We start from the raw sequence: 19,267 nt of genomic DNA, 5'->3' as shown, positions 1-19,267 counted from the left end.
TGTGGTTACTTAAACTTTAACAGAAATGGATTCTTTTTTCATTTTTTTCGTGCAAAACTAGAAAGCCGGAAAGGCTTGAAAAACAAGGGATTAACCTAAGTTACTGATTTTCTATGAATAATTCAGGAAATATATTTTGCGTGTACGAGTAATTTAGTTAATTCGATTCAATCTAAAGATAAGATGCATAGTTCTCTGCCTTTTTTGAAACGCTAATAGTAAAAAAAGGTGGGGATTTCTTTTGCAATATATGAACTTCATTTTAGGAATTATCGCACTCATCATTTTAGTAACATCTTTGGTGTTAACGATGAGAGCAGGAAAGCTTGTCGATACACGCCAAAGTGAATTTGATTCAAAAATTAATGAAAAAGTGCAAGAACATCCTTATATCCGAAACCCGATTTTTTTAGCCTATGTTATCGGAATCGGTGTTGTTATTGTTTACCTCATCTACATGGGGGTAACTTTTTATTAAAAAAACTGGGGAAACCCGGTTTTTTTAAGGAATACAGTTGACAACGACATTGATAATCATTATCATTAAAAGTGTAATCTCGCTAAATCAAACCCCCGCTCCCCTTTTTGTTTTAGCAAATAGAAAAAACCTCGGCCAAACGCCGAGGTTTTTTACTTATCAGAAATCCCTAATAAAGATTGGAGTTTTGGTAAGTCAAAACCAACAACTAATTCTCTCCCAACACGAACAGTAGGGGTAGAATACGATTGAAATTCCATGACCATACGGTCGCGTGCCGCCATATCAACTGAAACATCAAACTCTTTATAGGAAACGGAATGATGATCTAAAAACTGTTTTACCACTTTACATGGTGGACAATCTGGTTGTGTGTAAACTTCTACGTTTTGTTTCATTTTTTGCTTTCCTCCATTACCTTCTTCTGATAATAATCCACTAATCCCATCGCACTTACTTGTAAATCGAGGGATAAAATGTTGTAAACTGGATGATCTTCTTTTACACCAAGCTTTGTTAAGTGAGAAGATACAACATTTGTAAGCTCCTTTTCAACTGCTTGAACGCATTTTTCAATATTATCATGAGGGGCGTCTTTTAAGCCAGCTTCAGCTGCTTGTAAAAAAAGAGGAATCCATTTCCGAACGGAGGCATAAACAGCATCTGGTTGATGGGATACCCCAAAGTGACTAAAATAAATGGCTTGTAAGTTTAAGCTTTCTAGCAATTCAGTGGATTGGAGTGTCATATCTGGGTCAAATTGATTTGGTGATGTTGAAGGTATATAAAAATCGATCCCGTCTTTTTTTAGTTCATCATAATAAATACCGACTGTATCACCCGTGAAAGCTCCTTGGCTGACAGAATCGACGATACAGAAATGATGTTTTGCATGACCTGGAGTATCATAGAACGTTAATGTGCAATTATCACTAATTTGTAGTGTATCCCCATGTTCTTTTACGATAACCCGTTCGTTAGGGATTGGCAAAATGGGATCAAATAATTTGTTAAACTTCTCTCCATATACGGCTTTTGCCCCTTGAATCAAGCGTGTCGGATCGATTAAATGTCTGGCACCACGTGGGTGTACGATTACGTTTGCATTTGGACAATGCTCGAGCATTAAGCCAGCACCGCCAGCGTGATCTAAATGGATATGTGTCACAATAATGTTTTTCACATTTTGAGGTTCTAACCCAAGCTGAAGAAGCCCTTTTAAAAAATAAGGTACCGATGGACTAGCAGATGTTTCAATGATTGTTAAGTCATCTTCCATTAACACATATGTACCTGTTCGACCCCTTTGTCCTAAATCAAATGCATCGATTAAAAATAAACGTTCAGAAATTTGATAAACATCTTTCATTTAAGCATCCCTCCCATCCTTATTGTAAGTCCTTTCTTGATGAAGTGTAAATTAATTCGATTGTTTTATAAAACTTTTTTAGGATGGCCTTAAATAACTTGAAAAAAATGATTAAAAGTATGCAACATGTGGCTATTCTTGTAATAACGATAATAAGGAAGGGGCTTTGTATATGAAAGATCCGCTAGTCATTTGTCCACAATGTCATGATCAAGAGCCGCTTGAACATGTCTTAACGGCGCAATCAAATCAAAATGTCATTTACAAGTGTCCTCGTTGTCATTTTACAAGTCGAAACATTGAAACAAAGAAAGGATAATCAAAACAACCGATGTAAAAGATTTTTTAAGAAGGGCAGTGAGATCAAATAACGAATATATTATATGAACTGATAAAAATAATTGAAGTCATTGTTAAAAAATGAGGGGCTAAAAGGAGATGCAAAATGAGCGAGCCGTATTCATTTTATAATATGTCGGAGAGGAACATGAGCTTTGAAACTGTTATCGAACGCTTAAAACGATTCATGTTGCAAGATCCAAGGTCAGTATACGTCTTATCTGTTGGGACAGATTCCCATGTTCATCAAAGTGAGACGAAATTTATAACAGCTATTCACCTTCATCGTGTCGGAAAAGGTGCATGGGGGTGCTTGAAAAATTACGGCCTTTCTCGAGAAGTAACAAGTGTAAGGGAGAAAATTTCACTAGAAACAGCATTAAGTCAGGAAGTTGCCTATTATTTCATTATTGAATACCTCTCAGAGCTTTCCGATATATTAATCCCCTATGAAAGTGATGGAGCAGATTTACGGTTTGAGGTTCATTTAGATATTGGGAGAAAAGGAGTAACGAAAGATTTAATTCAAGAAATGACAGGTCGCATTACGGCAATGGGAGTAGAGGCGAAAATTAAGCCTGATTCTTATACAGCATTTAGTTATGCTAATCGATATACGAAATGAAATGTAGGAGGAAGATAAATGCGTATTGCAGTACGTCAATTTTCAAAAGAAGATCAACAATTGCTTGTGGATGTGCTCTTTAGTCAAGAATATGCAATAGAGCTCCTTGAAAGTGAGCTTCACGACATTGAAAATGGACATAAAAAAGTAGACTTTCAAACATACAAAAAACTGATTGACCTTTACGATAAAATTCGTTTAGAATTCTATCTTACATAAACGGTACCGAATAAAGGTATCGTTTTATTTTTCGAAAGAAAGCAGTCATTTTTACAAAAGACATCATCATTTTCCGAATAGAAGGGTGATGCAAGAAGGACGAAATGTCAATAGCAGCCTTTGTTGAAAGCGCATACTTTATGAATGGAAGGCTTAATGTTCAATCATCCTTTTTCATAAAATATATGGTATGATAAAGATGATTGCTTTAACATCCTCTTTTTAGGTACTTGAAAAGGTTAGAAATTATTTGCGAGAGGAAGAGTTTTATGTTTAGTGTTCAGTCTGAAAAATTACTTGAGACATCCATTCGTGATTTAATTATACCTGCAGATAAAGTTGCGCACGTTCAAATAGGAAATAATTTACAACATGCTCTGCTTGTCTTAACGAAAACAGGGTATACACTTATTCCTGTATTAGATGCTCATTTTCGACTTCACGGACTTATTAGTACAAATATGATCATGGATTCTATTTTAGGATTAGAGCGATTCGAAATAGAGCGGCTTGAAGGAATGAAGGTTGAAGAAGTCATGAATAAAGATATTCCAAGATTATTGCTAGATGATCAAACGATAAAAGCATTAAAGCTTGTCATTAATCATCCATTTGTATGTGTAACAGATGAGGATGGAGTGCTAGAAGGAATCTTTACACGCCGTGTCATTTTAAAACATTTACACAAACACGTCCGGAAAATGAATAAGTAGCGGTTAAGGAAAAGCGCCTAGAGGGCGTTTTTCCTTTTATAGAAAGAAGGGATTACATATGGGGAAAGCTTTATTAAGAGAGACCCAAGCTAAAAGGATGAGAAAAGAAACGAAGCGGCCGTTTGTTCTCGCCGCTGTTATGCTTGCGATGTTTATGGCAGCTGTAGAAGCGACCATCGTCTCCACAGCAATGCCTGCCATTGTGTCCGACTTAGGAGGCTTTTCAAAATATAGCTGGATTTTTTCAGCGTATTTGTTAATGAATTCTATTACTGTGTTAATATACGGAAAGCTCTCAGATATCCTCGGTCGAAAGCCGGTATTATCATTTGGAATTATCGTATTTCTTATTGGTTCCATATTATGCGGTACAGCAAGTACGATGGAGATGCTGATCGTCTATCGTCTCATTCAAGGACTAGGAGCAGGTGCTGTCATGCCCATTGCTTCAACGATTGTTGGAGATATTTATACGAAAGAGGAACGAGCAAAAATTCAAGGGTATTTGTCAAGTGTGTGGGGGATTTCAGCCGTTTCTGGTCCTGTACTAGGTGGATTGTTAGTCGAATTTGTCAGTTGGCGCTTTGTTTTTTGGATTAATGTACCGATAGGAATATTGGCTTTAATTGGTTTATACATATTCTTACATGAAAAAACGGAAAAAAAGGATGTGCAAATCGATTATATAGGGGCATTATGGATGTTTTTATCCGTCAGCTCTCTTATGATTGTTCTCGTTGAAGCAGGTGTGCGGTGGGAATGGATGTCGCTTCCAGTCATTCTTTTATTAAGTGCTTCGCTTTTCTTTTTTATTTTCTTTTTGATTCAAGAAAGGCGAGCGTTGAATCCGATGATGCCATTTGATATATGGAAAGAACGTTCCATATTTATTGCGAATATGACGTCCTTAACGACAGGAATTATTCTAATTGGTATTTCCTCCTTTTTACCAGCCTTTGTTCAAGGAGTGATGGAAAAATCACCGATGATTGCTGGTTTTACATTAACAACGATGTCGATCGGCTGGCCGATTGCTTCAACATTAGCAGGAAGGCTTATTTTATCGATCGGTTATCGTAAAACATCGATAATGGGTGGTATATCATTAATTGTCGGAGGTATCATCTTTTTTCTATTATCGAAAGAAGATGGACCACTTATGGCGATGTTTGGTTCTTTTTTTATCGGAGTTGGGATGGGTCTATCAACGACTTCCTTTATTGTGTCGATTCAGTCAGCCGTTAAGTGGAATAAACGTGGCATTGCAACCGCGACGAACATGTTTATGCGAAACTTAGGAAGCACGGTCGGCGCAGCTTTACTTGGTGGAATTGTCAACAGTCAGCTTGCCAAATATTTAAAATCTGAAAGCGTTGAAGCTGACATGAAGTTAAATTCGACTCATTCCTTGTTAAATCCACAAGGAGCAAGTAACATGTCCGAAGAGATGAAATCCGCATTACAAGAAGGGTTGAATTTTGCCTTACATCATGTGTACATCGTCGTCTTACTTTTTGCAGTGATCAGCTTTGTTCTTATTTTGTTTTTACCGAAAGACAAGAGAGCGTAAACGGTTTGTTTACGCTCTTTTAGCTTCCCTAAATAGGGAACGAACCGATTTGAAATTTCTGTAATAGCTCCATTCGATTCCTAAATGGATCGAGAATGGAAAAGCGTTCTACATTTGGAATTTTTGTTTCTTCATAGATTGGAACGGAATGCATCTTTAAATACGCACTCGCCTGATCAATATTTTCTACAGTAAATGCTCCTCCACACCAATGTGTAGTTGAATATCCCCTAATTGGCACCAAAACCCACCGTTATTTTTTAAACTTTCAGGCTTTTCAATTTCCTTAAATCCTAGTATAGTAAAATAAAATGATTTTGCCTTCTGTTCATTTCCTTTTGGAATACATATTTGAATATGATCGATTGATTTTAATGTTAATGACATCATACATCATCTTATGATAAAAAGATTTATAATGAAATGTTCAAAAAATTAACTTATAATATAAGGAAAACTTATAAGGTGAGAGTTATGCAAATATCTGAATTGCACATGCTAGTTATGTTAGCGGAAGAAATGAATATGCGAAAAGCAGCTGAGCGTTTGTTTGTTTCGCAGCCAGCCTTATCTCAACGCCTTCAATCGATTGAAAAATCATGGGGATTTAAAATATTTATACGTTCACAAAGAGGTTTAACGATCACACCTCAAGGAGAAAAAGTGATCCAATTTGCAAGGGAAATGGTAGCAAAAGAAGAAAAAATTCGTGAAGAAATTACGCAAATGGATGGAGAGATATATGGTACTCTTAAAATGGCCGTTGCTTCGATTATCGGCCAGCATTGGTTACCAAAAGTGTTAAAGGATTACGTGGAACTTTATCCGCAAGCGAAAATTTCACTTGTAACCGGGTGGTCAAGCGAAATGTTAAAAAGCATGTATGAAGAAGATATTCATATCGGCATTATTCGAGGAAACCCGGAGTGGAAAGGAATTAAAAAACATTTATTAACAGATACACTTTATTTAGTTGACAAGGAAATTCGCTGTTTAGAAGACCTTTTATATACAGAGAGACCATTCATTCAATTTAAAAGTGATTCAACGTATTATCAAGAAATACAATATTGGTGGCATCAGCAAATTCAATTTACACCAAAGCGAACAATTGTTGTTGACCAAATTGAAACATGTAAACAAATGGCCTTTAACGGAATAGGCTTTGCCATTTTACCGTCTGTGACGTTGCAAAATGCAGGAGATCACCTGTTTAAAATCCCACTTCTTGATGAAAAGGGGAAGGCAATTAAGCGTGACACTTGGTTACTTGGGACAGAAGCATCCTTGCAATTAAAACATGTTCAGCGCTTTATCGAAATTGCTAAAAAGCATAGTGAATCACACAATGAAATAGAGTAGGAAGATTATCAGATTACGCTTGTCAACCGAATCCATTCTTTGATAGAGTAATGAATATAAAAATGAGAGGAGTCTTACATATGAAAATGATGGATGCAAATGAGATTATATCTTTTATTCAAAATAGCACAAAATCAACACCTGTAAAAGTATACGTTAAAGGTGATGTGGAAGGTATTCACTTCGGTGAAAACGCAAAAGCTTTCATTACTGGAAACGCAGGCGTTGTTTTCGGTGAATGGGCTGAAATTTCTAAGGCTATAGAAGAAAATAAAGAAAAAATCGACGATTACGTTGTGGAAAATGATCGACGTAATTCAGCCATTCCATTACTCGACTTAAAAGGAGTAAAAGCACGTATCGAACCAGGTGCGGTTATTCGTGATCAAGTTGAAATTGGTGACAATGCGGTCATTATGATGGGTGCGATGATTAACATCGGATCTGTTGTCGGAGAAGGCACAATGATTGATATGAACGCAGTTCTTGGCGGTCGTGCAACTGTAGGTAAAAACTGTCACATCGGTGCAGGTGCTGTATTAGCAGGTGTCATTGAACCCCCTTCAGCAAAACCAGTTGTCATTGAAGATGATGTAGTCGTCGGTGCAAATGCTGTCATTTTAGAAGGTGTTACTGTTGGAAAAGGTGCCGTCGTTGCAGCAGGCGCAATTGTTGTAGAAGATGTTGAGCCATACACAGTTGTTGCTGGTACACCGGCACGTAAAATTAAAGAGATTGATGAACAAACAAAATCAAAAACAGAAATTAAGCAAGAATTACGTCAATTATAATATTTCGATGCGTGGATGAATCGTCCACGCATTGTTTATATTGAATACATAGGTGGTGAATGGGCGTGAATATGGAACAATTAATCTCGATTCGGCGTGATTTACACCAAATCCCAGAGCTTGGCTTTCAAGAATTTAAAACGCAAAAATATATAATGGAATTTTTATCTTCTTTGCCACAAGAGAGGCTTGAAATCAAAACGTGGAAGACGGGGCTATTTGTCAAAATTAACGGATTAAACCCTTCGAAAATGATTGGCTATCGTACAGATATTGATGGTCTGCCGATTGGTGAAGAAACAGGACTCGAATTTCAATCAACACATGATGGGAAAATGCATGCATGCGGACACGATATTCATATGACGATTGCCTTAGGTCTCGTCACATATTTTACGAAACATCCGATAAAAGATGATTTGTTATTTATTTTTCAACCGGCTGAAGAAGGACCTGGTGGAGCAGAACCGATGTTAAAAAGCGATACGATGAAAGAGTGGAAGCCTGACTGTATAATAGCCCTTCATATCGCACCAGAACTTCCAGTCGGTACAATTGCAACAAAACAAGGTCTATTGTTTGCGAACACGTCCGAATTATTTATTGATTTAAAAGGGAAAGGTGGACATGCAGCCTATCCGCATGAAACACATGACATGGTTGTAGCTGCTTCGATGCTCGTTACGCAATTACAATCGATTGTGGCGAGAAATGTTGATCCTCTCGATAGTGCAGTCGTGACAATCGGAAAAATAACGGGTGGAACCGTTCAAAACATTATTGCAGAGCGTGCACGCTTGGAAGGAACGATTCGGACGTTATCAGAACAATCGATGAAGCGAGTAAAAGAGCGGATTGAATCGATTGTTAAAGGAATTGAAGTCGGCTATCAATGTGAAGCGACGATTGATTATGGAGCGATGTACCATCAAGTTTACAATAATGAACAACAAACAGAAGAGTTTATTTCTTTTGTCAAGGAGCATACAGACGTAAATTTGGAGATTTGTCAGGAAGCGATGACCGGAGAAGATTTCGGTTACATGGTAAAGGATGTACCAGGCTTCATGTTTTGGCTAGGTGTTGAATCACCTTTTGGCCTTCATCATGCAAAATTAAATCCAAATGAAAAAGCGATGGAAGTAGCTGTACAACTCTTAACAAAATATATTTCTTGGAAAGGAAATTGAAAAATGAGAATAATCTCCAGCTAGATGTGACAAATTACATCTAGGAGGTGGAGTTTATGCCAAAAATTGGTGTAGAAGAAACGTTAACGGATGTCTCTTCATTATTACGTGAAAAGGGATACGATGTCGTTGCCCTTCGTACAGAAAATGATGCACAAGGCTGTGAATGCTGTGTGATTTCAGGTCAAGATCAAAATGTCATGGGCATTCAAAACGCTGTGACAGCTGGATCTGTCATTAAGGCATCCGGGATGAGTGCTGAGGAAATTTGTCAAGAAGTAGAAAACAAATTAAGGTAAGTCATAAGAAGGGTCCATTCGGCTCTTCTTTTTTCGTTCTGACATAAAAAAATCCACCCTAGTCTAAGGTGGATTTTTTTAAAGATTACTGCTCGTTTTTATGAATCATTACTTGATGTGGGAATGGGATTTCAATACCATTGGCATCAAGCGTTTCTTTCAACACTTTCCGCAATTCGCGTTCAACACCCCATTGTTCCATATTTTTCGTTTGGGCAATGACGCGAATGACGACATCAGATGAACCTAATGTTTGAACACCAAGGACGTTTGGCCCTTCGACAACGTGTTCGTTTTCTGAAGCGAATTTTTCACATGCTTCTTTTAAAACCGTCATGGCTTTATCTATATCATCGCTATAGGAAATGCCGATATCAACGAGTGCTCGCATATTTCCTCTCGAATGATTACTTAATCCGACAATTTCACGATTCGGCACATAGTGAAGGGTTCCATCAAAGCCACGAATTTGTGTTGTACGTAAGCCGACTGATTCGACAATGCCGGAATATCCACCTGTTGTCACATAATCCCCAACGTCAATTTGTTTTTCGAGCAATAAGAAAAAACCTGTTACAACATCACTCACAAGTCCTTGGGCACCAAACCCGATCGCAAGCCCAACAACCCCGGCTCCTGCAAGTAAAGCCGTCACGTCATAACCTAATACTTGGAAGACGGTTACGACAAAAATGAAAACAAGTGAGTATGAAAAAGCATTTAACGATAGAGATTGCAATGTTTTCGCACGGCCAAATGTCATTTCATCGCGATTTTCTAAACGCTCAAAGGTTTTTACAACAATTTTTGATCCAATCGATTTCACAATTAAATAGACAATCCAAATAAGAACAAGTTTTAAAAGAGTAAGACCGACTTTGATTGCAAGACTTTCCCATTTAATGTTTTCAAAAATATTTAAGTTTGTTTGAAGACTAGCCCATTCGATGTTTCCTAGAATATTCATGATTCCACCCTTTCTGTCATGCTAATTGCTTGGATACCCTTTCTAAAACATGTTAAACTGAAAATAACAGAAAAAGTTTATCATAGGGTACGAAATTTTTCCCTCATTGTTATAAAAATTTAATATTTATGACATGATTGAGGAATTAAATGGGTATAACATAAGAGGGACAAGCTAGGAACAAAATCGCTAATGCTCTTTTGTTCAGAGGTAAGAAGTTAGAGGTTAGAATCGTCGAAATCATATATATTTCCTATCACTAAAAAGGGTGAAGAGGTAAATCCAAGTGTATAAAGGAAATGTTAAATTAAATTAATTATTATTTAATATTGACTAAAAAATACTTGTCGATTATAATGACAAATGTAAGGAAAGTTTTAATTTATTAATTGAGAAAATGAATTTTATTTTCTCAATTAATACGTAACGATTGAAGCATTAAGCTTCTTTCGATTAAAAAAATTTGGAGGGATACATAATGGCAGAGCGTATGGTTGCAAAGCAAGCTCCACGTTTTGAAATGGATGCGGTATTACCGAACAAAGAATTTGGAAAAGTTAGCTTAGAAGAAATTATGAAGCAAGGGAAATGGACAGTTTTATTCTTCTATCCAATGGACTTTACATTCGTATGTCCAACAGAAATCATCGCATTAAGCGATCGCTACGATGAATTCGAAGACCTTGATGCAGAAATTGTTGGTGTATCTACGGATACAATCCACACTCACTTAGCATGGATTAACACGGATCGTAACGAAAATGGTCTTGGCCAACTTAAATACCCATTAGCGGCTGATACAAACCATGTTGTATCTCGTGACTATGGCGTATTAATTGAAGAAGAAGGAATTGCACTTCGCGGTTTATTCATCATCAATCCAGAAGGCGAATTAATGTACCAAGTTGTACATCACAACAACATTGGTCGTGAAGTAGATGAAGTGTTACGTGTACTTCAAGCACTTCAAACTGGCGGACTATGCCCAGCTAACTGGAAACCTGGTCAAGCAACACTTTAATGTTCACTTTTATACGAAAGGCCTAACATGCTTGTTAGGCCTTTTTCAACTCATACATTATTAGTAGAACTGGAGGGAATAGGATGAAATTACGTACGCCAATGCCAGAATTAGAAGGGGCTACTGCCTGGATTAATGGAGAAGTGACAAAAGATCAGTTAATTGATGAAAAGCCGACACTTATTCATTTCTGGTCGATCAGCTGTCATTTATGTAAAGAAGCGATGCCGAAAGTAAATGAGTTTCGTGATCAATACAAAGACAAATTAAATGTCGTGGCAGTTCATATGCCGCGTTCAGAAAACGACTTAAACTTAGAAGAAATCGAAAATGTAGCGAAAGAACATGGCATTACTCAGCCAATTTTTGTTGATAGTGATCATAAATTAACGGATGCTTTTGAAAATCAATACGTGCCCGCTTATTATGTATTTGATAAAACCGGTGCCCTTCGTCATTTCCAAGCAGGTGGAAGCGGTATGAAAATGCTTGAAAAACGTGTAAACCGTGTATTAAGCGAATCAGAACAAACTGAATAAAATCATTAAAACCGTTTTCTTAAATGAAGACGGTTTTTTTAGTGAACCAGATAGTATATCAACGTCACGCGTAGGGAATCCGCAAGTTCATGAAAAAAAATCCAACCGTGAAACTTCATGAAGAAACAAAAAGAAAAGGATGTATGAACATGAAAGAATACAAGCCTGTTTCTTAAAGCGGAAGAAAAAATCAGTGGGCATAACCTTTACCCACTGATTTTTTCTTATTGTTCATTTAACATAGCAACAGGGACAGTCCGTTCAGATTCGCGATTTTCTTTTAAGTAAATTCGTGCTGTTTTTGTTGCCTCATCAACACTTTGAATCATAATTTCTTCACCTTGATATGTAACAGGAATAATCGTTGGGGACTCGAGAATTTGTTTTGCTCTTGTCACATTCATGTACGTTTCCTCCCTTTATTCAATCATCTTTCTTACTATTCGATATTTCCGCAAAAATATGCTTCAAAACCGTTTTCTGTATAAAAAAAAGACCACTCCTTTATTAACTAAAGGGTGGTCTTCTCAAAACTCACACCATCTTTTAAGCTAATTGTAAAATCGCAAAGAAGTGAAAGAGAGAACCAGCAATCACGAATACGTGCCAAACGGCATGGTGGAATGGAAAGCTTCTCCATATATAAAAAATGGTCCCAATTGTATATAAAACGCCTCCTAGGACAAGAAAGTAAATGCCGATGGTTGGGAGCTCAATGATTAGCGGTTTCCATGCGAAAACGATAATCCAGCCCATCAGTACGTATAAAAGGGTGGACGTGTATAGAAACTTCTTTACAAAAAATACTTTGAAAATGACGCCGGCAATAGCTAGTAACCAAACGATGGCAAATAATGTCCAACCAACTGCATCGCGCAATGTAATAAATATTATCGGGGTATACGTCCCGGCAATAAACAAGTAAATCGCCGCATGATCGAAAATTTCAAATAAATCTTTTATTTTTCCGCTCGGAAAGCTGTGTACAAGTGTTGAAGATAAATAAAGCAGTATCATTGTTGCACCATAAATCGAAAAGCTGACAATATGCCAAACTGAACCTGTATGTACAGCATTTGCGATTAAAATAACGAGTGCAGCAATGCTCAACAACAAGCCGATACCATGTGTTATGGCATTTGCAATTTCCTCATTTCTGGAATAAGTATGAGTGTTTGCCATTAAACCGAATCCCTTCTTTATTACGTGATATTCTTATTATAACTCTTTTATTGCGTTAAAGCGAATGAACTGATAAGCCTGAATGCATTAACTAGTAATTGCTCTATGAATTCCCTTTATTTGATGCCCAACTACGCCTCAAGTCTTAGATGAAAATAAAGCTCAAGCTCGTTATAGCTTCTTGATGAAAAAGGTAAGATGAAATCAAAAAAAAGGAGGAAACGAAAATAAAAAAACTTATGCTTGTTCTACTTGGGATTGTGCTTGTTTGTGTATTGCTCGCTCATTTAAGATCAATGATAGACTTGCTCATTTCGTCAGTCATTTGTTTCTACGCCTTTAGAAAGTTTAAACAAACAGTTAAATCGAATGAACCGATCAGATTTTTAAATCAATGTCCCAATTGTTGAAAATCTATGTTATTTTTTTATATGGACGTTATTTAGAAGAAGGAGGATCTAATGGTTATCATTATTCTTATTGGACTATTCTTTTTGCTCATGATGATGGGAGGGGCATTCTTGTACAGTGCCTTGCGAATAGCATCACCTTTTTCAAAAAATGATTTCAATGAGCATGAAATGAAGAAATTTTTTAATGAACATAGCAATCATTTATCGCATCTATTATTTTTAAAAGATAAAGAAGTTTTTTGGGCTCAAAATCAACAAGTATTGTTTATGTACCGTAGAATTGGCAATCAGTTGATCGTTCTTGGAGACCCGATCGGCCCTAAATCATTCGTTGAAAAAGGGATTGAACAGTTTTTATCATTTTGTCATTCAAATCAATTAACGCCTGCTTTTTATCAAGTGTCAAAAGAATCGATGCCGCTTTATGAAAAGCATGGGTTTCGTTTTTTTAAACTAGGAGAAGAAGCGAAAGTAAATGTAGAGAACTTTTCAATGCGAGGGAAGTATTGGGCAAAACTGCGAACAAGGAAAAATAAATTTGACCGAAAAGGATATCGATTTCATATAAAATACCCACCATTCTCACAAAGTTTACTGAATGATTTAGCGAAGATTTCTAAGTCGTGGCTCGGGAATCGAAGTGAAAAAAGTTTTTCCGTCAGCTTTTTTGATGAAGAATATGTCTCGAAGTTTCCGGTCGCGTTATTGACGAATCCAGATGGGGAAATCATTGCATTTGCAACATTAGCAGAAGAAGCGAAAACAAAAAAGAAGCTTCATATCGACATTATGCGTTATAATAGAAATAGCCCACATGGAACGATGGATGTTTTGTTCGTTTCCATTTTTCAATGGGCGTGTGACCACGGATATCATTTTTGTGGTTTAGGTGTTGCGCCTCTTGCCAATGTTGGCGAAACAAAAGAGGCAAGAAAGTGCGAGAAAATAGCCCACTTTCTTTTTGAGCACAGCAAATATCACTACAATTTTAAAGGTTTAAAGGAGTATAAAGGTAAGTTTTCTCCAATATGGGAGCCCAAATATTTAGCGTACAAAAAATCTTTATTATTCGTCTTAATTTTACAAATTATTAAAATTGTTCATCAAACTCCGACTGTGCAAGCAACGATGAAACGATGGAAAGAAGTTTTTAAAGAAAAAGTGAGTTAATAAAGTGAAAATGGGTGTGACTCTTTCTTTATTAACAAAAAATGGTTTTATTTTTTCTTTAATAGGGAAAATTACAAGTAACATACTATTTTTTGCTTAGGGATTACTTATGAGTATGTGTAGAAATGGATCGTTTCACCTACCATCTAAATAGATGGTTTTATATTATAAAGGAGGCATGCAGCCATGGCATTTGCGCGTCGTAATGAGGAAGAAATCATAACGAAGGAAACAAAAATATGGGAATGTACGTCAGAGGGATGCAAAGGTTGGGTGCGAGACAACTTTAAAAGTAGTAACATACCACATTGTCCTTTATGTAACAGTGAAATGAAAGAAAACGTGAAAGTTCTCCAAGTTGTCGAAAATCATAGTAAATCCACATGGTAAACATTCATAAATGAGCAGTGGTGATTTTGGCCCTGCTCTTATTTTTTTTCCTGTTCATCCTTTGAGTGTAAAAGAGTGACATTTTTCACAGCGTGATTTACCTCTTGTCGATACAATAAGTGTAGGAAAGAGGTGCAAATTGGCATGAAGGCTATAGAACTATTAACGAATTTTAGTTATCATCTTCTATGGAACTTCGGTGTACTATTTATCGTTTTATTAGCAGCGATTTTATATTTGTTTTTGTTACCGACAAGTGTTGACCATAAAAAGAAGAAAACTGCTATGTTTTTAACAGGACTCCTTTTCTTTTTTCTTGCACTTGGCAGTCCGTTAAATATAATGGGGCGTTTACTTTTTAGAGCCCATATGATCCAGATGATTATTCTTTTATTTGTTTCTGCACCACTAATCGTTTATGGATTTAAGTGGGATCTTTTTGAGCGACTAATGAAACGGTTTCGTTTCAAACGTTTCGTACATCTTTTGTTAAACCCTTTATGGGCGATAGCGGTTTTTCACTTGTTATTCGTACTATATCATGTTCCAGCCGTATTTAATTTTGTCCGTGTTCATTACGTATGGAATTATGTGTCCGTTTTTATATTATTCAGTGTCGGTCTTATTTTATGGATTCCGATCTTTCATTCTATGAGGTCGTTTCAAGCTATGGAACATAGCAAAGTAAACGCCTATTTTTTAGTTAACGGAACCCTTTTGCTACCGTGTGCGATTTTATTTATTCTATCACCTTCTAGTATTTACTCAATATACTCAGACCCGGATCTATTAATTAGCGCCGTAGCCCTTTGTTTACCACAAGGTGTTACAATTGATATGTTGTCAAATGATCTCATTACGACATTGCTTCCATTCTCTCCTGTTCAAGAACAGCGTATGGCTTCTGTCATATTGTTAGGAAGTGTCGTGGTTATTTTTTCATATATGAAATGGATATTGGCAAGGAAAAAGGGGATCTCTGTTAAAATGAATGTCGGAAAAAGTGTTCATCCAGAGTAACTACGTGCAGACATTTATGGAATGCGAGGTGTATCAAACACCTCTTTTTTTTGAGTAAAAATAGCAGAAGTGATAAATAATTATGAGAAAGTGATGGATAAATGTAATAAACTGATGAAAAAAATTAAATAAGTGATTAATAAAACTGAGAAAGTGATCAAAAAAATGGGTAGATGTGAAAAATTTTAATGGAACGTTGTTAGTACAACTCCAACAGCAAAAAACCGAAACGAGTTGCGTGTTCGATTTCGTCTGTGAGCCACTTTTGTGGTAGGAATACTGCCAAGATATTGAATAAGCTGACTTAAAACGATTGCATGACCAAATTCATCTCTTGATTGTTCTTCTAATTCTTCTGCGACTTCAAAATAGGCAGCACCTTTAAGCATACTTGAATGTTGGGCATATTGAATTTCAGTTGCATATTCCCATGCCAAGTCTAGATTAAGACCATGAACAATTTGTTCTAATGCCATTGTTCATCCTTTCAAAAACAATTCATGTGCTAAGATGACACATATGTCTTTATTAACAGGCAAGAAGAGGATGTTATTATTACCCATATGTTTTATGATAATAAAGTTGTTTAAATCATAATATAGTTGTTTAAAAAACGGCAGTCATGATATTCAACAAACGGACGCCATATTGTGGAATAAAGCCCTTAGCTATAAGTATGAGGTGTGAATTATATTATATTAACTAATTGTTGAAATAATTGGAATTCATTAACGGAATACTCTTGCATTGCAAGGTATCATTCTTTAAACTAAGTATATACCTTGTAAAACAAGATAATGAGAATGGTGGAAAAAGGATGTCACAAACTCAAATGATGAAAGGGATATTGGATGGTTGTCTCTTGGCAATTATAAATGGGAAGGAATGTTATGGTTATGAGATGGCAGAGCGTTTAAGTGAGTATGGTTTCGATAATGTTAGTGAGGGAACAATCTATCCATTATTAATGAGGATGCAGCGAGAAGGATTGGTTACTTCTGTACGAAGAGAATCAATAGCTGGCCCAAAGAGAAAATACTATTCGTTAACTGTAGAGGGAAAGCAAGCATTAGATAGTTTTTTGATTAGATGGAGACAACTTGAGAAAAGTGTTAATTCCATTATTATGAAAGAAAGTAAAGGTTGAGGTGGGAAACGTGAGCCAATATCAATTGTCAGATAAGAGTAAGAAATTTATTGATGATTTAACCCTATATTTGTTTTCTAGTGGGAAAAACAATCAGGAGATTAAAGAAATTACCGAAGAACTTATTGATCATCTTTATGAAGCTGAATTAAATGGTAAATCAATTGATCAAATTGTGGGTGCCTCTCCAAAAGAATATATAATGGCTATTTCTAGTGAAATGAAAACTGACTATAGGGCATGGGCAAAATATGTTCCTCTAATTGTTATTGGCTCAATGTCATATTCTGTTTTTGGTGACCTTCTAAAAGGTACTCTAAACTATAGTTTATTAAAAATAATCGGATCAATTGTATATAGTATCTTCTTCCTTGGAGGCGTATTTGTTGCTTTTAGGTATATAGCTAGAAATCAGGTATCTAGAAAAAAGGAGTTTCTTATTTTATTATTTCCAATCACCACTAGTATGCTCTTTTTTGGAGGGGTGATCATAGCAGATACTATGTATCATACCCCCGTCATTGATTTTGGAATGTTAGGTAGTTTTCTAATTGGAATTCTGTTTCTTAGTTTTGTCATTATCTTTTCGTTTTGGGCGAAGACAGCAGTTTTGCCTATAAGTTTGTTGGCACTTCACCTACCAACATTTTTTCTGTCGTTTACTTTTCTTAATGAAGAAACACAATTAATTATTGGTATGTTAATAGCGTATATAATAATTGGACTATATTTATTTTACGTCGTTAAAAAAGAAAAAAAGAGAGAAATAAATCAATAAAAAAGAAGTTATGTCGCTTTTCTTTAAAGTATTCCGAAAAAGGGCGCGATTGTTGAAGAAAACTTAGATTTTTAAACGACTTTATTATTACATCTACGAAGTGTTATTCAGCAATTAGACTAAAAATTAAACACCTTTATTGTCAGGTAACACCATAATTGTTTTAAAGTAATACATTTGTAGGGAATAGACCCATGTGGTGATCCTCTAAAAACACGAAAACAAAACCAATTTTCTCAAAACATTGATGCTTTTACTCAAAATACTCAGATCCAGATCTATTAATTTGCGCCGTAGCCCTTTGTTTACCTCAAGGTGTTACAATCGATATGTTATCAAATGATTTACTAACGACATTGCTTCCATTCTAACCTGTTCAAGAACAGCCCCATAGCTATCATTTTATTTTAGTCATTTTTTTATATGTGAAATGGGGATTAACAAAGAAAAAGGGGAATTAGGTAGAATAGAGAATGAAAGCAAAGCGAACGTACAAAAAGCGTACATTATTAAATGACAACTTGGAAATATAGGAGAAATTAGTTAAGTTATGAGAGGTGTTGAGACCTCTCTTTTTTATCCCACTCTTAACGGGCAGTAAGACCCCCACCTCAAGATTCTGTCGTAAAGCAAAGAAGATAGGTGGACTGCCCGTAAAGGTCCGAACATAAAGAACACAGACTAAGAGCGCCACGTCCTGTGGCAACGTCTGTGTAACCCACATCCTGTGGGTCACAAGGGACTTTAGGTCATCCCGTAGGGACTAACATTCAGTGGGGGATGAAAAAAACCCCCACTGAATGAAGTTTCACTTTATTATACCAAAAAGATAGAATTATATTTTTTACGTGTAAAAATATAGTATTTTTTGTAGAATGGAAACATATGGAGGAATTAGTGAAGTTGTTAAGGAGTGGGGAAACTTGTTTAAAAACAAAAAGATATGGATACCGGTACTCATATTGCTTGGAATAATGATTATTGGCTGGGGCGTTTATGCTTCATTAAGTGAATCTAATCAAGAAGTAGATTCGATGAGTGAAGACATGGAAGGTAACGAAAATAAAAGTGATGAAGAAGAACTCAATGAAAAGGTTGTAAATGATCCTGTTAGAAAAGACATCATCGTATTTGCATCAAACGATTACGATAATGGGCATCAGTTCATTTCTGAGTTTCATGATTTTTATAACGATACACTTGGCTGGGGAAGAATTGCTTCAGCGAATTACGACGTACAAAAAAGTAAAGCAGATGAAATATTGGCTATTCTTGAAGGGGTAGAAGTACATAACGAAAACTTAAAAACAGACTTTGAACAAATTGTTTTTTATGCTGAGAAAGTGACACAATCAGATGATAAAGAATCAATGAAAAAGCTTCATCGCCTCTTTCATGACCTTGACATTTACTTCAACGGGTATTCTTATAACCAAACATTTGGCATTACGAATTTCAAAGGGGAGTAAGATGAGGTTTAACGCCGATTACGTATCAAATCATACATAATAAAGTTTAGTAAAAAAAGCGACTTCTAATAAAATAGTCGCTTTCTTGCGTGCGATGGGCAGTCGTACTTAGTGTAAGCCAATTACACTGAGTGAGTTGTTAAAGGTTGGAGTACGTTACCTAAGGTAAAAACGGCTCCCGAATCCTGGAAGGCTCATTCTCTCGAAGGTGAGAGT

At 36.1% G+C, this 19,267-nt stretch carries 25 protein-coding genes and 1 pseudogene; 19 read left to right on the top strand and 7 right to left on the bottom strand.

What is annotated here, in order from left to right; translation table 11 throughout:
• Positions 1 to 241: 241 nt before the first annotated feature.
• Positions 242 to 478 carry a hypothetical protein gene (locus MLD65_RS17055; RefSeq protein WP_481748551.1) on the top strand — a complete coding sequence of 79 codons (237 nt, stop codon included), beginning with the start codon at positions 242 to 244 and terminating at the stop codon, positions 476 to 478.
• Between the two features lie 152 nt (positions 479 to 630).
• On the opposite strand, the gene MLD65_RS17050 is transcribed toward MLD65_RS17055, so the two are convergent.
• Together MLD65_RS17050 and MLD65_RS17045 are read right to left on the bottom strand one after the other, a co-directional pair.
• Entirely contained in the window at positions 631 to 876 is a 246-nt protein-coding gene (locus MLD65_RS17050) for a glutaredoxin domain-containing protein (protein WP_243293055.1), read from the bottom strand.
• A complete protein-coding gene (locus MLD65_RS17045; protein ID WP_243293054.1) occupies positions 873 to 1,847 on the bottom strand; it encodes an MBL fold metallo-hydrolase in 975 nt (324 codons plus the stop codon). Before MLD65_RS17045 ends, MLD65_RS17050 begins: the two co-directional genes overlap by 4 nt.
• 172 nt (positions 1,848 to 2,019) lie before the next feature.
• Here MLD65_RS17045 and MLD65_RS17040 point away from each other — a divergent pair, with 172 nt between their 5' ends.
• The 5 genes from MLD65_RS17040 to MLD65_RS17020 all read left to right on the top strand — a co-directional run bounded on the left by MLD65_RS17040 (position 2,020) and on the right by MLD65_RS17020 (position 5,313).
• Positions 2,020 to 2,166: a hypothetical protein gene (locus MLD65_RS17040; protein WP_243293053.1), complete on the top strand. Its 147-nt coding sequence runs from the start codon at positions 2,020 to 2,022 to the stop codon at positions 2,164 to 2,166.
• Positions 2,167 to 2,292: 126 nt separating this feature from the next.
• Positions 2,293 to 2,811: a ribonuclease H-like YkuK family protein gene (locus MLD65_RS17035; RefSeq protein WP_243293052.1), complete on the top strand. Its 519-nt coding sequence runs from the start codon at positions 2,293 to 2,295 to the stop codon at positions 2,809 to 2,811.
• Positions 2,812 to 2,829: 18 nt separating this feature from the next.
• Positions 2,830 to 3,030 carry an antirepressor AbbA gene (abbA, locus tag MLD65_RS17030; protein ID WP_243293051.1) on the top strand — a complete coding sequence of 67 codons (201 nt, stop codon included), beginning with the start codon at positions 2,830 to 2,832 and terminating at the stop codon, positions 3,028 to 3,030.
• A gap of 269 nt (positions 3,031 to 3,299) precedes the next feature.
• Positions 3,300 to 3,743: a cyclic-di-AMP-binding protein CbpB gene (cbpB, locus tag MLD65_RS17025; protein ID WP_243293050.1), complete on the top strand. Its 444-nt coding sequence runs from the start codon at positions 3,300 to 3,302 to the stop codon at positions 3,741 to 3,743.
• 58 nt (positions 3,744 to 3,801) lie between these two features.
• Positions 3,802 to 5,313: an MDR family MFS transporter gene (locus MLD65_RS17020; protein WP_243293049.1), complete on the top strand. Its 1,512-nt coding sequence runs from the start codon at positions 3,802 to 3,804 to the stop codon at positions 5,311 to 5,313.
• A gap of 28 nt (positions 5,314 to 5,341) precedes the next feature.
• Here MLD65_RS17020 and MLD65_RS17015 read toward each other — a convergent pair.
• A pseudogene (locus tag MLD65_RS17015) lies at positions 5,342 to 5,700 on the bottom strand (VOC family protein).
• Positions 5,701 to 5,787: 87 nt separating this feature from the next.
• Between MLD65_RS17015 and MLD65_RS17010 the strand changes: the two are divergent.
• From MLD65_RS17010 to MLD65_RS16995, 4 genes are all read left to right on the top strand, one after another.
• Complete coding sequence (locus MLD65_RS17010) at positions 5,788 to 6,675, top strand: LysR family transcriptional regulator (protein WP_243293048.1); 888 nt, start codon at positions 5,788 to 5,790, stop codon at positions 6,673 to 6,675.
• 80 nt (positions 6,676 to 6,755) lie between these two features.
• The gene (gene dapD / locus MLD65_RS17005; RefSeq protein WP_243293047.1) at positions 6,756 to 7,466 is read left to right on the top strand and encodes a 2,3,4,5-tetrahydropyridine-2,6-dicarboxylate N-acetyltransferase; all 711 of its coding nucleotides are present in this window, start codon (positions 6,756 to 6,758) and stop codon (positions 7,464 to 7,466) included.
• A 71-nt stretch (positions 7,467 to 7,537) separates the two neighbouring features.
• On the top strand, positions 7,538 to 8,656 hold the full coding sequence (locus MLD65_RS17000) for an N-acetyldiaminopimelate deacetylase (protein ID WP_243293056.1): 1,119 nt from the start codon (positions 7,538 to 7,540) through the stop codon (positions 8,654 to 8,656).
• Between the two features lie 56 nt (positions 8,657 to 8,712).
• The gene (locus MLD65_RS16995) at positions 8,713 to 8,955 is read left to right on the top strand and encodes a YkuS family protein (protein WP_243293046.1); all 243 of its coding nucleotides are present in this window, start codon (positions 8,713 to 8,715) and stop codon (positions 8,953 to 8,955) included.
• 85 nt (positions 8,956 to 9,040) lie between these two features.
• On the opposite strand, the gene MLD65_RS16990 is transcribed toward MLD65_RS16995, so the two are convergent.
• Positions 9,041 to 9,922: a mechanosensitive ion channel family protein gene (locus MLD65_RS16990; protein WP_243293045.1), complete on the bottom strand. Its 882-nt coding sequence runs from the start codon at positions 9,920 to 9,922 to the stop codon at positions 9,041 to 9,043.
• 478 nt (positions 9,923 to 10,400) lie between these two features.
• Here MLD65_RS16990 and MLD65_RS16985 point away from each other — a divergent pair, with 478 nt between their 5' ends.
• Positions 10,401 to 10,943 (top strand): peroxiredoxin, encoded by a 543-nt coding sequence (locus MLD65_RS16985; RefSeq protein ID WP_243293044.1) that lies wholly within the window; start codon positions 10,401 to 10,403, stop codon positions 10,941 to 10,943.
• Between the two features lie 83 nt (positions 10,944 to 11,026).
• Positions 11,027 to 11,482, top strand: coding sequence for a TlpA family protein disulfide reductase (locus tag MLD65_RS16980; RefSeq protein ID WP_243293043.1), 456 nt, complete (start codon positions 11,027 to 11,029; stop codon positions 11,480 to 11,482).
• 224 nt (positions 11,483 to 11,706) lie between these two features.
• Here MLD65_RS16980 and MLD65_RS16975 read toward each other — a convergent pair whose 3' ends face one another.
• Positions 11,707 to 11,886 (bottom strand): H-type small acid-soluble spore protein, encoded by a 180-nt coding sequence (locus tag MLD65_RS16975; protein ID WP_243293042.1) that lies wholly within the window; start codon positions 11,884 to 11,886, stop codon positions 11,707 to 11,709.
• Positions 11,887 to 12,028: 142 nt separating this feature from the next.
• Entirely contained in the window at positions 12,029 to 12,664 is a 636-nt protein-coding gene (trhA, locus tag MLD65_RS16970) for a PAQR family membrane homeostasis protein TrhA (protein WP_243293041.1), read from the bottom strand.
• A gap of 239 nt (positions 12,665 to 12,903) precedes the next feature.
• Between trhA and MLD65_RS18510 the strand changes: the two genes are divergently transcribed.
• From MLD65_RS18510 to MLD65_RS16955, 4 genes are all read left to right on the top strand, one after another.
• Complete coding sequence (locus tag MLD65_RS18510; RefSeq protein ID WP_481748550.1) at positions 12,904 to 13,074, top strand: hypothetical protein; 171 nt, start codon at positions 12,904 to 12,906, stop codon at positions 13,072 to 13,074.
• Between the two features lie 51 nt (positions 13,075 to 13,125).
• Positions 13,126 to 14,247 (top strand): phosphatidylglycerol lysyltransferase domain-containing protein, encoded by a 1,122-nt coding sequence (locus tag MLD65_RS16965; RefSeq protein WP_243293040.1) that lies wholly within the window; start codon positions 13,126 to 13,128, stop codon positions 14,245 to 14,247.
• A gap of 186 nt (positions 14,248 to 14,433) precedes the next feature.
• Positions 14,434 to 14,637: a cold-shock protein gene (locus MLD65_RS16960; RefSeq protein WP_243293039.1), complete on the top strand. Its 204-nt coding sequence runs from the start codon at positions 14,434 to 14,436 to the stop codon at positions 14,635 to 14,637.
• 144 nt (positions 14,638 to 14,781) lie between these two features.
• The gene (locus MLD65_RS16955; RefSeq protein ID WP_243293038.1) at positions 14,782 to 15,657 is read left to right on the top strand and encodes a cytochrome c oxidase assembly protein; all 876 of its coding nucleotides are present in this window, start codon (positions 14,782 to 14,784) and stop codon (positions 15,655 to 15,657) included.
• A 185-nt stretch (positions 15,658 to 15,842) separates the two neighbouring features.
• Here MLD65_RS16955 and MLD65_RS16950 read toward each other — a convergent pair whose 3' ends face one another.
• On the bottom strand, positions 15,843 to 16,133 hold the full coding sequence (locus MLD65_RS16950; protein WP_243293037.1) for a ferritin-like domain-containing protein: 291 nt from the start codon (positions 16,131 to 16,133) through the stop codon (positions 15,843 to 15,845).
• Between the two features lie 341 nt (positions 16,134 to 16,474).
• Between MLD65_RS16950 and MLD65_RS16945 the strand changes: the two genes are divergently transcribed.
• From MLD65_RS16945 to MLD65_RS16935, 3 genes are all read left to right on the top strand, one after another.
• On the top strand, positions 16,475 to 16,804 hold the full coding sequence (locus tag MLD65_RS16945) for a PadR family transcriptional regulator (protein WP_243293036.1): 330 nt from the start codon (positions 16,475 to 16,477) through the stop codon (positions 16,802 to 16,804).
• Between the two features lie 10 nt (positions 16,805 to 16,814).
• Positions 16,815 to 17,582 carry a DUF1129 family protein gene (locus tag MLD65_RS16940; RefSeq protein ID WP_243293035.1) on the top strand — a complete coding sequence of 256 codons (768 nt, stop codon included), beginning with the start codon at positions 16,815 to 16,817 and terminating at the stop codon, positions 17,580 to 17,582.
• A gap of 923 nt (positions 17,583 to 18,505) precedes the next feature.
• Positions 18,506 to 19,051, top strand: a complete 546-nt coding sequence (locus MLD65_RS16935) for a S8/S53 family peptidase (protein ID WP_243293034.1) — start codon at positions 18,506 to 18,508, stop codon at positions 19,049 to 19,051.
• The last annotated feature ends 216 nt before the right edge of the window (positions 19,052 to 19,267 follow it).

The organism is Bacillus sp. FJAT-47783 (assembly GCF_022808615.1).
Taxonomy (GTDB): domain Bacteria; phylum Bacillota; class Bacilli; order Bacillales; family Aeribacillaceae; genus Bacillus_BZ.
This window is presented reverse-complemented; position numbering and strand designations above follow the sequence as displayed.

Coding starts and splice junctions, on each gene's coding strand:
- MLD65_RS17035 (WP_243293052.1), top strand. CDS start 2,293: ATGAGCGAGCCGTATTCATTTTATAATATGTCGGAGAGGAACATGAGC.
- trhA (WP_243293041.1), bottom strand. CDS start 12,664: ATGGCAAACACTCATACTTATTCCAGAAATGAGGAAATTGCAAATGCC.
- MLD65_RS16945 (WP_243293036.1), top strand. CDS start 16,475: ATGTCACAAACTCAAATGATGAAAGGGATATTGGATGGTTGTCTCTTG.
- MLD65_RS17040 (WP_243293053.1), top strand. CDS start 2,020: ATGAAAGATCCGCTAGTCATTTGTCCACAATGTCATGATCAAGAGCCG.
- MLD65_RS16965 (WP_243293040.1), top strand. CDS start 13,126: ATGGTTATCATTATTCTTATTGGACTATTCTTTTTGCTCATGATGATG.
- MLD65_RS16995 (WP_243293046.1), top strand. CDS start 8,713: ATGCCAAAAATTGGTGTAGAAGAAACGTTAACGGATGTCTCTTCATTA.
- MLD65_RS16950 (WP_243293037.1), bottom strand. CDS start 16,133: ATGGCATTAGAACAAATTGTTCATGGTCTTAATCTAGACTTGGCATGG.
- MLD65_RS16985 (WP_243293044.1), top strand. CDS start 10,401: ATGGCAGAGCGTATGGTTGCAAAGCAAGCTCCACGTTTTGAAATGGAT.
- MLD65_RS16980 (WP_243293043.1), top strand. CDS start 11,027: ATGAAATTACGTACGCCAATGCCAGAATTAGAAGGGGCTACTGCCTGG.
- MLD65_RS16975 (WP_243293042.1), bottom strand. CDS start 11,886: ATGAATGTGACAAGAGCAAAACAAATTCTCGAGTCCCCAACGATTATT.
- MLD65_RS17000 (WP_243293056.1), top strand. CDS start 7,538: ATGGAACAATTAATCTCGATTCGGCGTGATTTACACCAAATCCCAGAG.
- cbpB (WP_243293050.1), top strand. CDS start 3,300: ATGTTTAGTGTTCAGTCTGAAAAATTACTTGAGACATCCATTCGTGAT.
- MLD65_RS17050 (WP_243293055.1), bottom strand. CDS start 876: ATGAAACAAAACGTAGAAGTTTACACACAACCAGATTGTCCACCATGT.
- MLD65_RS16955 (WP_243293038.1), top strand. CDS start 14,782: ATGAAGGCTATAGAACTATTAACGAATTTTAGTTATCATCTTCTATGG.
- MLD65_RS17010 (WP_243293048.1), top strand. CDS start 5,788: ATGCAAATATCTGAATTGCACATGCTAGTTATGTTAGCGGAAGAAATG.
- dapD (WP_243293047.1), top strand. CDS start 6,756: ATGAAAATGATGGATGCAAATGAGATTATATCTTTTATTCAAAATAGC.
- MLD65_RS16990 (WP_243293045.1), bottom strand. CDS start 9,922: ATGAATATTCTAGGAAACATCGAATGGGCTAGTCTTCAAACAAACTTA.
- abbA (WP_243293051.1), top strand. CDS start 2,830: ATGCGTATTGCAGTACGTCAATTTTCAAAAGAAGATCAACAATTGCTT.
- MLD65_RS17045 (WP_243293054.1), bottom strand. CDS start 1,847: ATGAAAGATGTTTATCAAATTTCTGAACGTTTATTTTTAATCGATGCA.
- MLD65_RS17020 (WP_243293049.1), top strand. CDS start 3,802: ATGGGGAAAGCTTTATTAAGAGAGACCCAAGCTAAAAGGATGAGAAAA.
- MLD65_RS16960 (WP_243293039.1), top strand. CDS start 14,434: ATGGCATTTGCGCGTCGTAATGAGGAAGAAATCATAACGAAGGAAACA.
- MLD65_RS18510 (WP_481748550.1), top strand. CDS start 12,904: ATGCTTGTTCTACTTGGGATTGTGCTTGTTTGTGTATTGCTCGCTCAT.